Source organism: Leptotrichia sp., from assembly GCF_057270615.1.
Genome location: NZ_DBHIXN010000055.1, coordinates 1 through 12,111, shown reverse-complemented (window position 1 = coordinate 12,111; position 12,111 = coordinate 1). Strand labels below are relative to the sequence as shown.

13 protein-coding genes are annotated in these 12,111 nt (G+C 28.3%); 10 read left to right on the top strand and 3 right to left on the bottom strand.

Annotated features, from left to right (window positions below):
• From ACO409_RS08835 to deoD, 3 genes are all read right to left on the bottom strand, one after another.
• A partial coding sequence (locus ACO409_RS08835) for a helix-turn-helix domain-containing protein (RefSeq protein WP_485556470.1) occupies positions 1 to 247 on the bottom strand: 247 nt, incomplete at its 3' end.
• Positions 248 to 433: 186 nt separating this feature from the next.
• Positions 434 to 583, bottom strand: coding sequence for a hypothetical protein (locus ACO409_RS08830; RefSeq protein ID WP_485556468.1), 150 nt, complete (start codon positions 581 to 583; stop codon positions 434 to 436).
• 9 nt (positions 584 to 592) lie between these two features.
• On the bottom strand, positions 593 to 1,303 hold the full coding sequence (gene deoD / locus ACO409_RS08825) for a purine-nucleoside phosphorylase (RefSeq protein WP_485556466.1): 711 nt from the start codon (positions 1,301 to 1,303) through the stop codon (positions 593 to 595).
• A gap of 350 nt (positions 1,304 to 1,653) precedes the next feature.
• Between deoD and ACO409_RS08820 the strand changes: the two genes are divergently transcribed.
• The 10 genes from ACO409_RS08820 (at position 1,654) to ACO409_RS08775 (ending at position 12,064) form a co-directional block, all read left to right on the top strand.
• Positions 1,654 to 2,163: a PH domain-containing protein gene (locus ACO409_RS08820; protein WP_485556464.1), complete on the top strand. Its 510-nt coding sequence runs from the start codon at positions 1,654 to 1,656 to the stop codon at positions 2,161 to 2,163.
• A 116-nt stretch (positions 2,164 to 2,279) separates the two neighbouring features.
• On the top strand, positions 2,280 to 2,822 hold the full coding sequence (locus ACO409_RS08815) for a hypothetical protein (RefSeq protein ID WP_485556462.1): 543 nt from the start codon (positions 2,280 to 2,282) through the stop codon (positions 2,820 to 2,822).
• 36 nt (positions 2,823 to 2,858) lie between these two features.
• Positions 2,859 to 3,761 carry a UTP--glucose-1-phosphate uridylyltransferase GalU gene (galU, locus tag ACO409_RS08810; protein ID WP_485556461.1) on the top strand — a complete coding sequence of 301 codons (903 nt, stop codon included), beginning with the start codon at positions 2,859 to 2,861 and terminating at the stop codon, positions 3,759 to 3,761.
• A gap of 214 nt (positions 3,762 to 3,975) precedes the next feature.
• A complete protein-coding gene (locus ACO409_RS08805) occupies positions 3,976 to 4,329 on the top strand; it encodes an arsenate reductase family protein (protein WP_485556459.1) in 354 nt (117 codons plus the stop codon).
• Positions 4,330 to 4,596: 267 nt separating this feature from the next.
• Entirely contained in the window at positions 4,597 to 4,947 is a 351-nt protein-coding gene (gene rplS, locus ACO409_RS08800; RefSeq protein WP_485556457.1) for a 50S ribosomal protein L19, read from the top strand.
• A gap of 171 nt (positions 4,948 to 5,118) precedes the next feature.
• On the top strand, positions 5,119 to 6,795 hold the full coding sequence (gene lepB / locus ACO409_RS08795) for a signal peptidase I (protein WP_485556455.1): 1,677 nt from the start codon (positions 5,119 to 5,121) through the stop codon (positions 6,793 to 6,795).
• Positions 6,796 to 6,813: 18 nt separating this feature from the next.
• Complete coding sequence (locus ACO409_RS08790; RefSeq protein WP_485556453.1) at positions 6,814 to 7,347, top strand: GNAT family N-acetyltransferase; 534 nt, start codon at positions 6,814 to 6,816, stop codon at positions 7,345 to 7,347.
• Between the two features lie 15 nt (positions 7,348 to 7,362).
• The gene (locus ACO409_RS08785) at positions 7,363 to 10,899 is read left to right on the top strand and encodes an SNF2-related protein (RefSeq protein ID WP_485556452.1); all 3,537 of its coding nucleotides are present in this window, start codon (positions 7,363 to 7,365) and stop codon (positions 10,897 to 10,899) included.
• 92 nt (positions 10,900 to 10,991) lie between these two features.
• On the top strand, positions 10,992 to 11,867 hold the full coding sequence (pdxS, locus tag ACO409_RS08780; protein WP_485556450.1) for a pyridoxal 5'-phosphate synthase lyase subunit PdxS: 876 nt from the start codon (positions 10,992 to 10,994) through the stop codon (positions 11,865 to 11,867).
• Positions 11,867 to 12,064 (top strand): hypothetical protein, encoded by a 198-nt coding sequence (locus ACO409_RS08775; protein WP_485556448.1) that lies wholly within the window; start codon positions 11,867 to 11,869, stop codon positions 12,062 to 12,064. Before pdxS ends, ACO409_RS08775 begins: the two co-directional genes overlap by 1 nt.
• Positions 12,065 to 12,111: the final 47 nt, after the last annotated feature.

Here is a 12,111-nt window from a genome sequence, read left to right as displayed (position 1 = left end):
ACGATCGTTTTACATTCAATTGAGCATTTGAAAGTGCCAAACTGTCTACTTCTTTCAAAAATTGATTTTCACTTTTCAAACTGGCAGGTGTAATTATTTTATTTTTTCCAGTTTCTTCATAAAATTTATTTGCAGTGTACAAAATCGTATTGTAAACAAAACGAACACATCCAAAAGTCTTATTTATCAATAATTCTTGCTCCTTATTTGGATAAATCCTGTATTTGAATGCTAAATTATATTTCACAAAATTACACCTCCTTTTGATAGAGATTTTATAATTAATGATTTCTCTTCGATATTTTATACAAAAATTGTATCATAAGATTATCCTTTTTTCAATTTTTTTTACAAAAAAAGCAATTCATCTCCCACTTGTAGAAAGCCTACGACTTCTTGCTATCTTTTTGTTAAATTATTAAAAATAAATCTATTATAAAATATGTTCTAATAGTTCTTCCAGTTCAGCCATTTCCCTTTGAGTCAAATCATAACCGCTCTTTAACTTTTTCAAAATTCTATTATCAGAACCAATAGAACTACGTTCTAAAATTTTTATAATTAATCTTTTATAGAATTCCATTTTTCCTCCTTAAAGCGATATAGCAGTTTCAAGTGCAACTTCTATCATTTCATTAAAAGTAGTCTGTCTTTCTTTAGCACTGGTAGCTTCGCAAGTTATAAACGAATCACTTATTGTAAGCAAAGTCAATGCATTTGCCCCTAATTTAGCTGCAGTTGTATAAAGCTGAGCTGTTTCCATTTCTACACACAAAACTCCAAATTCTGCCCATTTTTTCCAAGCGTCAGGATCATCTCCGTAAAAAGTGTCACTCGTAAACACATTTCCAGCTCTTACGTTTAGTCCTTTTTTCTTTGCTATCTCATAAGCCTTGAAAACCATATCAGCATTTGCTGTTGGTGCATAATCTGCACCATTAAATCTTAATTTGTTAATAGCGGAATCAGTTGAGGCTGACATAGCAATGACAACATCTCTAATTTTTATATCTTTCTGATAAGAACCAGCAGTTCCAATTCTAATTAAATTTTTTACTCCAAATTCAGCTATTAGTTCGTGTGAGTAAATTCCAATTGACGGCACTCCCATTCCAGTTCCTTGGACAGATATTTTTTTCCCTTTATAAGTTCCAGTAAATCCTAACATTCCTCTAACATTATTGTATTGAACAGCATTTTCTAAAAATGTTTCTGCAATATATTTTGCCCGAAGAGGGTCTCCAGGCAGCAATATAGTTTCTGCAATATCTCCTTTATTTGCTCCAATATGTGGTGTAGACATTATTTTTACCTCCTGAATTTTTTATATTTTATTAAAAGTTTTTTACTTAAATATATTTTACTTTAATTTATGAAAATGTTCAAGATATTTATTTTATTTCTTGAATTTACTTATTTAAAGTATATCATTTTTTTTGATTAATTTGAATAATTTAAAAAAATATAGTACAATTAACTATACATATTAATAGATTTGTAAAATAAAAAAAATATAGCAAAGAGCTTAGTAAATATATTTGGCTAATAAAAGTTGATGCTTTCTAAGAAGTTTTTGTTTTTAAAAGTGGGAGCAGTTTGCGGCTATTGAATACATTTAAATGATGTAATATATAAGAAAGGAGTTATGTAAGTATGAGAACTTTAAAAGATATACAGCAGATGTTATCGGATTGCGGAGCATTTATTGCTGGGACAAAGAAAGAAGTTAAAGAATTAGCAAGAATCATTAAAGATAATGAAATTATTACTTATGCCACTTCTGGGTGGTATGATGGACATACTTGGTTAGTTGTTTCAACAACTAAAAGGATTATTCTTTTAGATAAGGGAATGCTGTTTGGCGTAAACCAAGTTGAAATTCCACTTGGAAAAGTAAATGCGGTAAAATATAAAAAGGGACTGTTTATGGGAGAAATTGAAATATGGGATGGAGCTTCAATGTTTAAAGTAAAAAATGTTTTGAAAAAAACGCTTATTCCATTTGTAAATGCTGTAAATGAAACAATAGGAGAATTTGAAAAATCACAAAAATCTTTTGGACATTCTGTTGCTGATGAAATTATAAAATTAAAAAAACTGATGGATGAAGGGGTAATCACAAGAAAAGAATTTGAAAACAAAAAAAATGAACTTTTAAAATAATTAAATATAAAAAAATATATATTAAAATAGAGTAAAAATATTTCATTAATTTTAGAAATTATGATATAATTAGGCATATTATTTAGTTAAAATATATTTGGAAGGAAGTAGATAAAATGAAAAAAATAGTATCATCACTTTTATTTTTATTGGGAATGCAAGGATTTAGTAATACTTGTAACTTTACAAATGATCCCGATACTTTTTTAGACAGAGTTATTAAAAAAATTCAAGTTGAAAAAAGATCAAATGATATTTTTTGCGACAGAGATGGTATGAAAATGGTTTACTATACAATTGAAGATGAAGATTATAATGCCAATATAGGGATTGCAATAAAAGCTACCCCAACCACTACAAATGATGAGTTTAAAAACGAATTTTATAAAAAATTTAATGAATACAAAAACTTTTTTTCAAAAGTTGATACAAAAAATCTTGGAAAAGCTCCGCTGCCAGATAAGGAAATTGTACGATTTTATGTACAGTTTCCAGATGAAAAAAGTATTATTATAATTGGAAAATATGAATATGACTTGAAGACAAAGGAATATCAGATGATAGCTAATTTAAAAGCAAAAGAATATTTTGAAAAATTAAATTTGTTTGATCCGTTAGGAATAAAAGTTATTTATTCTGATGATGGACATATATTTTAGTTTTTAAATTTGAATAAATTATTCTGGAGGTAAATTATGAGTGTAAAAAAAATAAGAAAAGCCGTTATACCAGCAGCAGGACTAGGAACTAGAGTTTTACCTGCAACAAAGGCACAGCCTAAAGAAATGCTTGTAATTGTGGATAAGCCAGCATTGCAGTACCTTGTGGAAGAACTTTTGGAAGCTGGGATTGAAGAAATTTTAATTATTACAGGAAGAAACAAAGGATCAATTGAAAATCATTTTGATTATTCATATGAATTAGAAAGAACTTTGGAAGAAAATGGAAAAAAAGATCTTTTAAAAGTGGTAAATCATATTTCTGAAATGTCAAATATCTATTATGTGCGTCAAAAAAAACCATTAGGATTAGGGCATGCGATAAGCTGTGCTGAAGCCTTTGTGGGAGATGAGCCGTTTGTTGTGCTTTTGGGAGATGATATTATTTATACAGATAAGGAAAAAGGTCAATATCCTGTTACAAAACAGCTTGTAGAAAAATATAATGAACTGCAAGGCGGAACAATTTTGGGAGTTCAAGAAGTTCTTCCTAAAAATGTTTCAAAATATGGAATAATAAAACCATTGAAACAAATTGATGAAAAAACAGTAGCTGTTGAAGACTTTATTGAAAAACCGGCAGTCGATGAAGCTCCAAGCAATCTTGCTGCACTAGGACGATATATACTGGAACCTGAAATATTTTCATATTTAAAAAATACAAAACCTGGAAAAGGTGGAGAAATACAATTAACAGATGCAATCCTGGCAATGAAAAATAATGGTGAAAAATTATACGCTTATAATTTTGATGGATTGAGATATGATACTGGAGATAAATTTGGAATGTTTGTTGCAAATGTTGAATTTGGACTTAGACATGAAGAATTAAAGGATAAAGTAAGGGAATATTTGAAAGATTTAATAAAAAAATTGTAATTTTTTATAATTTATAGCAATTCTAGTTTAATAACAAAAATATTCGTTATAAATTTTATTTATCAAAGAATTAAAAACTTTTGATGGTAAAGTAAATAAAGTTATTTTTTAGACGAAGTTTATTATTAGTAAATTTATTTCTTTAAATAATAAAGCAAGATTGATTTTTTTGAAATTTAAAAATTTAAAGAAAAATAAAACAGGAGATGTAAAGATGAATAAAGTATATTGTTATCCAAGATGTACGACTTGTAAAAAAGCAATAAAATGGTTAGATGAAAATGGAGTAGAATATGAATATAAGCATATTGTTGAAGAAACTCCATCAAAGGAAGACATTAAAAAATATTATAAAGAAAGTGGATTGCCATTAAAAAGATTTTTTAATACGAGCGGGAATGTCTACAAAGAGATGAACTTAAAAGAAAAATTACTTGAGATGTCAGAAGATGAGCAGTTTGAACTGCTTGCAAGCAATGGGATGGCTTTGAAAAGACCACTTTTTGTGGGAGAAAATTTTGTTTTGGTTGGATTTAAGGAAGCTGAGTGGGCTGAAAAGTTGAAGTAAATATAGTATTTAAATAAAATAGTTATAGTTTTTGAGTTCGATTATTGCTATAAAATTAAAAAAAATTTTAAAAAAACGAAAAATTTTTTATGATTGTATTGAAAATTGATTCAAAATATGGTAAACTTAATAAGTTATTGAATAATAGATATTCCGCTTTTATTGTTGCTACCAGTTTTGTAGGATATTTAGTAGCAAAAAAAGTTATTAAATTGGTAAAATTGGTATAGGTAGAAAGAATATCTTAGAAAGAAGGGAGTGAATTTCTTGAAAGAGAAATTAATCGAATTAGTAGAAAAAAATTATTTGAAAGCCGATGTGCCTCAATTTAAAGCAGGGGATACAATTGCTGTTCACTACAAAGTAAAAGAAGGGAACAAAGAAAGAATACAGGTTTTTGAAGGTGTAGTTATTAGAGTTTCTGGTGGAAGTGTTGCTAAAAACTTCACAATTAGAAAAGTATCACAAGGAATCGGTGTAGAAAGAATCATTCCTCTAAATTCTCCATTAGTAGAAAAAATCGAAGTTAAGAGAATTGGTAAAGTAAGAAGATCTAAATTATATTACTTGAGAAACTTATCAGGAAAAGCTGCTAGAATTAAAGAAATTAGAAAGTAGCTTCAAGGCTAGCAAAATGCTAGCTTTTTCTTTTTTAAAAATATACTCAAAACAATTAGAAATTATATAGATTCAAGGTTTGAATAATTAGCCGTAGTCTTTGAGTTCGGTTTTAAAGCAATTTATTATAAAACTGAAAATTTTAAATTTAAATTAGGAGAGGAAAAAATTATGAATATATTATTGTGGGGAATTTTTTATATTATTGCTACGCTGTTTTTGCTATATTTCTTTATTAGAGAAAAGCAAGTTATTCAGTCAATACGGATGAAAGAGGATGAAACGTTGCAAAAAATTTCTCTTGAGAAAAGTGATAAAAACTTTATGGCTGGAAATGCGCTGACAATAGTTGCATTAGTTATTACAGCAGTATTTTTGGCAATTGTAGATAAAACTAAAGATCCAAATATATGGATAAAAGTTTGGGGAATTTATGGAGTATTTGGATTAAATACTGTGATTTATGTGTTTAGAAAGCAGCATGAATGGATATTTTTGCTAAATCTTATTATGTTATTTTTGGGGAAATTGATGTTTAATATTTTAGATCCAAATTTTTATATTTATTTGATAATAAATGTTGTAATTTCGTTGGTTCTTATTTATTTATTTAAGGATTTATCAACAGAAAAAATTACAGAACAATCAATTTTAAAAGAAGCTACACGAGATAATGAAAAATTAGAAAAAATTGTTACAGAATCAAAAATAAAAAATGAAGACATAGCAGAAATATTTAAAAAGATATTTCCAAATGAAAATCTTTCTGTGGAAGAAAGAATTGAGAAAGAAAAAAGAAAGAAAAGTACATTTGGAAAAGCATTAACAAGAATCGACAATGCCTTACTTGCTGTTATCTTAGTGGCAGTTATTCAAATGTTTTATATTGGAAATTATGTTATTCCAACAGGTTCAATGGAACCAACAATATTAGTTAAGGATAGAGTATTTACAAATATGGTAAAATACCATTTTTCAAAACCAAAAATAGGTCAAATAATTGCATTTAAAGAGCCTATGACTGATAAAGTAATGTATACAAAAAGAATAGTTGGAGAGCCTGGAACAACACTTCAAATTGAAAAAGGAAAAATGACCACAGCTCAATTTGAACTTGCAAATATTGACAAGGATCCTAGTTATCCAACATCAGCTAGAAGTAAAAAAGAATTTAATGAAAAGTTAAAAAAATATGATCAAGATCTAGATAAATTTAATTCTGAAAAAGTTAAATCTGTTGGTGGAGCAATAATGATAAATGATAAAAAATCAGAAATTCTTGAAAGACTTACACCACAAAAACTTTATCTTCCAGAAGGATTGCTTATGAACAATAAGATTTATATTCCTAAAAAAGGAGATAAAGTAAAACTTGATAAAATTATTGCAATTAACAAAGTGTTCGGAGAAACAGAAGACAATACTTTTATTGGACAAGTTGACTGGGAAAGTTACTACGATGGAAAAGGTTATAAAAATATGACAGGAAAAGAGTTTTTAGAATTGATAAAAACAGACAGTAACTTTAAAGATATAATTGGAAATGATGATGAGCTTAACGCTGATCCAAAAAATACATTAACAAACAGATATTATACATTCACTTTAAAGGTGGAAGGCAGAAATGAAATGGTTATGCCAATTATGGACTTCAAATACAATGATAAATTATTTAAAAAATTGTTAAACGGAGAAACTATAACACTTGATAAAAATTATTATATGGCTATGGGTGATAATACTTCAAATAGTAAAGATACTAGATATTTTGGACTTGTAGCTGAGCCTAGAATAAAAGGAGAATTACTTGTGAGATGGTGGCCTTTAAATAGAATAGGAATATTATAACTTAAAATGGGGAATAAAATGAAAAATATTATTGATGAACTGGTAAAAATTCATAATGAAAATTTTAAAAATAAGGTTGAAGATAAATATTTTTCTGAAATGATATTAAATGAGCAGTATAAGATGTACTGCTTATTTAATTTTATGGAGGGGAATATTTTTTTGGAAAATTTGGAAAAAAATCAAGAAGAAAAAATAAATTTTGATAAAAATGAAAAAAATAAGAAAAATGTGTTGGGGTATATTGTATTTTATGGTACAATAGAGAGCACAGATGTTTTTGAGATAGCAATAAAAAAAGAATATCAAGGGCGAGGTTTTGGTGAAATGTTATTAACTGAAAGCATAAAAAAATTAATTGAGGAGGAAAAAAATTTAGAAAATAAAAACATAAATAAAAATTTTTCTGAAAATAAATTTTTACTGGAAGTTAATGAGAATAATGTAAAAGCACTAAGACTTTATAAAAAAATTGGATTTAAAGAAATTTTCATAAGAAAAAATTATTATGGGGAAAATGAAAATGCAATAATAATGGTAACATATAAATAAAAGTAAGGGAGAAAAATGGGACAAAATAGTATTTCATTAGAATTAAAAAAACAAATTACGCCAAGTATTTTTATAATTGGGCAGGAATATTACAATGAAAGTTTAGGAAATATAACTGCTCTTTTTGCTGACGGAAATTTTATGACGGTAGAGGGAGAATATAAGGAAAACAGCTTGTGCAAGACTTCTATTACAGTTGAGCAGAAAAAGGGTGAATTTATAGAAGCGAGTTGTGATTGCATGTTTTTTAAAAATAATAAGAAAAATTGCTGTAAACATGTTGTGACGCTTGGAATGATGGCAGATCATTCAGAAAAAATTTCAAAAGTTATTGGAACGGATGAAATTGAAATGATGTTTGAAGATGATTTTGAAGAAGAAAATAAAAAAATGGCTAAAATGAAGGAAGAACGAAAAAGGGAAAAAGCTATAAAAAGTATAAAGAAAACAGATGATAAATATGCTTCAAAAAATAAATCACGACAAAGAATAAATCTTCGGGAAGAAAAACTTAATATGACAAATTCTGGAAAATTGCAAGATATTTCCTTAGAAGCAAGCAATGTTGATAATATAAATTTGGAAAATGTTGATAAAAAAAATAAAAATACGGAAGTAAAATTTGAGATATTTGGAGAAAATTCAGGAAATGCTGTAAGTAATGAGATTACAAAGAAAAATGAAATAGCTAATTTTCAAGGTTTGCAACATCTGGGGAATAGTAAGGAAATATTGGAAAATGTAGAGAATGTTTCTGAAAGGATTCAGGAAATTTATAATATTCATCTGGAAAGTGAAAATATGAAAGATGAGGAAAAACAGGAAATGCGACTGGAAATAGAAATTGATGAAGGAAGCTACAGTGATTATAAATACGGATATGACTATAATCAGGAAAATAATGTTCCAGGATATATTTTACGGATAAAGACAGGATTTAAAAAAATATATTATGTAAAAGATATTTTGAAGTTTATCGAAGCTATCATAAAGGAAAGAGAGTATGAAGTTACTTCTAAAATTACATATAGCCCTAAAAATTGTTTTTTTAATGAAACCAATCAGAAAATAATCAATGCAATTTATGAATATAGTAAAGAAATTCAAAGTGTTATAAACAGTGGAATTAAAGATAAAAAAGGATTAAAAGTCTACGAAATGCTTTTAAATAAACTGCTTATGGCAATGAAAAAAGGAAAAAGCCTAGTTCTCTTAGGAGAAACTAAACAAATAATGAATAGTTATGAACCTTTATTTGTAGAAGAGAATAACAGAGTTAAAATAAGAAATATAGAAAAAATTTCTGAAAATAGTCCATTTTACACATTTTCAAATGATACAGCAAAAGTCTTTAAAATGGATAAAAATGAAGAAAGATTTTTTGGTAAATTTGATTTGCTGGATCCAGAACTGTTTAATGAGCTTTCAGATGGAGATAATAAAAGGTTAAGTAAAGTTTTGAAATATGAAAATATTAATATTGCTGAATACATTGAAGAAGATGGAAATATTGATATATTTGTATCAGAAACTGATGAAAAAGAAATTGTAAAAGTAAATTTGTCAAATACTGTATGTGCAATAGAAAAAAATGGAAAATATTTTATTCCTAGAAAGAATACAAAAATATTTGAAAAATTAAAAAAACTTGTAGAAAGCTATTCAGTTACAAATATAGGATTTGCAGAAGGAACTTATAACGTAAATTATGAAGGTCTAGGTAAAATTTCAGAGTATATTGATAAAAAATATTCAGACAGAGTAAAAATTCATTTGGAAAATAAAATAAAAAATGCACGGAATATAGATGTTCATATTGGAGTAAAAAAAGTTGAAAATAATTTTTTGGATGTTACCTTTGATATTGAAGGAATAAAGACTGAAGATGTGGAAATTGTAATGGAAGCTATAAGAAATGAACAGAAATATATAACGCTGTCAAGCGGGGAATTGGTAAAAATTGCTAATAAAAGTATTGAAGAATTAGTTGGAATTGTAGATTCTATTTCTAATTTAAAAATTGGAGAAAATAAAATTTCCAAAATAAAAGCTCTTCAGCTTGCTCAAATTTCTAAAAATATTCAGGAAGATCTTGTAAAAATGGATGAATTCAAAGATCTTTTTCATAAAATAAAAAATCGAGAAGAAATTGAGCCAAATAATATAAACGTAAATTTATTTCCATATCAAAAATTAGGATTCAACTGGCTGAAAAATATGTATGACATCGGATTTGGAGGGATTCTTGCCGATGATATGGGACTTGGTAAAACTTTACAGACAATATCGTTATTAAATGAGATTTATCAGGAAAATCGTAATTTTAAAGCATTAATTATTGTTCCAAGTTCGCTTCTTTATAATTGGAAGGAAGAAATTGTTAAATTTACAGGAATAACACCGACTTTAGTTGAAGGAACAGCAGCACAAAGAAAAAAAATTATCTCAAAAAATTCAAAAGGATTTCTTATAACAACCTATCAGGCTTTGAGAAATGATATTGAAGAATATGAAAGCAAAGAATTTGATGTGGCAGTGCTAGATGAAGCACAAAATATAAAAACAACAACTTCTCAAATAAAAAAAGCAGTTATGAAGATTAACAGTAAAGTGAATTTTGCATTGACAGGGACACCAGTTGAAAATAATATTTTAGAATTGTGGTCAATCTTTGATTTTGTAATACCTGGATACCTTGATAACTTGACAAGATTTAAAAAAATTTATAAGGAAGCTATTGTAAATCCAAATTCTTCTAAAATAAATAATTTACGAGAAGTCATTGCTCCATTTTTGCTTAGAAGAACAAAAAAAGAAGTACTGACTGAATTGCCGGACAAAATCGAATCAAATATGGTTGTAACGTTAAGTGCAGAACAAAAGCAGCTGTATATGTCTTATATCAAGCAAGCTAAGAACGAAATGAAAAAATTTAACGAAAATGATAATAACCGAATGAAGATACTTGCAATTTTGACAAAACTGCGTCAAATTTGTAATTCTCCAACTTTATTCAAAGAAGATTACAAGGGAGAAGTGGCAAAACTGGAAGTATTACGTGATATTTTGCCGGATATAACTGAAAATGGTCACAGATTATTAATATTTTCACAGTTTGTTGGTACTTTGAAAGAAATTGAAAAAGAACTTTCAAATATGGGAATTGAGTATTTTTATATTGATGGAAATGTGAAGTCTAAGGAAAGAGTTGATATTTGTAATAAATTTAATAATGGAGAACGGCAAGTGGTGCTAATCTCGTTAAAGGCGGGTGGAACAGGACTAAATCTAGTTGGAGCAGATGTTGTAATCCATTACGATCCTTGGTGGAATATTGCTGTAGAAAATCAGGCTAGTGATAGAGCATATAGAATTGGACAGAAAAAAAGTGTGCAGGTTATAAAATTGGTGACAGAAGGTACAATTGAAGAAAAAATCATAAAAATTCAGGAAAGTAAACGTCAGTTAAGTGAAAATCTGCTTGAAAGTAAAGACGGAGAGAAAATTTTATTTGAAATGAGTGATAAGGAATTAATGGATCTGCTAGGTTAAATTTGTATCTGAAAATTTATATTTGTAAAATTTTTGAAATAGGAGTATAATTATACTGTAAGAATTTTTTTTAAATGGAAGGATGAAATTTTATGAAAAACGAAAGATATGAATTAAACAAAAATTTGGCACAAATGCTAAAAGGTGGAGTCATAATGGATGTTTCTACTCCTGAACAGGCAAAAATAGCTGAAGCGGCTGGAGCAGCTGCGGTTATGGCACTTGAAAGAATTCCAGCGGATATTAGAGCTGCAGGTGGAGTTTCCAGAATGAGCGATCCTAAAATGATTAAAAGTATACAGGAAGTTGTATCAATTCCTGTAATGGCAAAAGTTAGAATTGGACATTTTGTGGAAGCACAAATTTTGGAAGCGATAGAAATTGATTATATAGATGAAAGCGAAGTTCTATCCCCTGCCGATGATAAATTTCATGTAGACAAGAAAAAATTTAAAGTTCCTTTTGTATGTGGGGCAAAAGATCTAGGAGAAGCTCTTAGAAGAATAGCTGAAGGGGCTTCAATGATAAGAACCAAAGGTGAACCAGGAACTGGAGATGTTGTACAGGCAGTAAGACATATGAGAATGATGAATCAGGAAATAAGAAGAATACAGAATATGAGAGAAGATGAACTTTATTTTACAGCTAAGGAATTGCAAGTTCCATTTGAATTAGTAAAATATGTTCACGAAAATGGTAAATTGCCAGTAGTAAATTTTGCAGCAGGTGGAGTTGCTACTCCTGCAGATGCGGCTTTGATGATGCAGCTTGGAGCTGAAGGTGTATTTGTCGGATCGGGAATATTCAAATCTGGAGATCCTGTAAAAAGAGCACAGGCGATAGTTAAAGCTGTTACTAACTATAATGATCCAAAAGTATTAGCCGAAATTTCTGAAGATTTAGGAGAAGCTATGGTTGGAATCAATGAAAATGAAATCAAAATACTTATGGCTGAAAGAGGTAAGTAATGAGAATAGGTGTACTGGCTTTACAGGGAGCTTTTGCTGAGCATATAAAGATGCTTAAAAAACTTGGGATAGAATCATTTGAGATAAGAAAAAAATCAGATTTAAGTAATGCGGTTAATAATAATGGTATTGACGGACTAATTATTCCAGGTGGAGAAAGTACGGTTATTGGAAAGCTGCTTTATGACCTTGATTAAAAATGCGGTCGCACACTCGTGACGCAAGGAATGAGTTAGACCGAGAA

What these genes read in the sequence shown, in the direction of transcription:
- ACO409_RS08830 (WP_485556468.1), bottom strand. Translation starts at nt 583, where the DNA reads ATGGAATTCTATAAAAGATTAATTATAAAAATTTTAGAACGTAGTTCT.
- deoD (WP_485556466.1), bottom strand. Translation starts at nt 1,303, where the DNA reads ATGTCTACACCACATATTGGAGCAAATAAAGGAGATATTGCAGAAACT.
- ACO409_RS08820 (WP_485556464.1), top strand. Translation starts at nt 1,654, where the DNA reads ATGAGAACTTTAAAAGATATACAGCAGATGTTATCGGATTGCGGAGCA.
- ACO409_RS08815 (WP_485556462.1), top strand. Translation starts at nt 2,280, where the DNA reads ATGAAAAAAATAGTATCATCACTTTTATTTTTATTGGGAATGCAAGGA.
- galU (WP_485556461.1), top strand. Translation starts at nt 2,859, where the DNA reads ATGAGTGTAAAAAAAATAAGAAAAGCCGTTATACCAGCAGCAGGACTA.
- ACO409_RS08805 (WP_485556459.1), top strand. Translation starts at nt 3,976, where the DNA reads ATGAATAAAGTATATTGTTATCCAAGATGTACGACTTGTAAAAAAGCA.
- lepB (WP_485556455.1), top strand. Translation starts at nt 5,119, where the DNA reads ATGAATATATTATTGTGGGGAATTTTTTATATTATTGCTACGCTGTTT.
- ACO409_RS08790 (WP_485556453.1), top strand. Translation starts at nt 6,814, where the DNA reads ATGAAAAATATTATTGATGAACTGGTAAAAATTCATAATGAAAATTTT.
- ACO409_RS08785 (WP_485556452.1), top strand. Translation starts at nt 7,363, where the DNA reads ATGGGACAAAATAGTATTTCATTAGAATTAAAAAAACAAATTACGCCA.
- pdxS (WP_485556450.1), top strand. Translation starts at nt 10,992, where the DNA reads ATGAAAAACGAAAGATATGAATTAAACAAAAATTTGGCACAAATGCTA.
- ACO409_RS08775 (WP_485556448.1), top strand. Translation starts at nt 11,867, where the DNA reads ATGAGAATAGGTGTACTGGCTTTACAGGGAGCTTTTGCTGAGCATATA.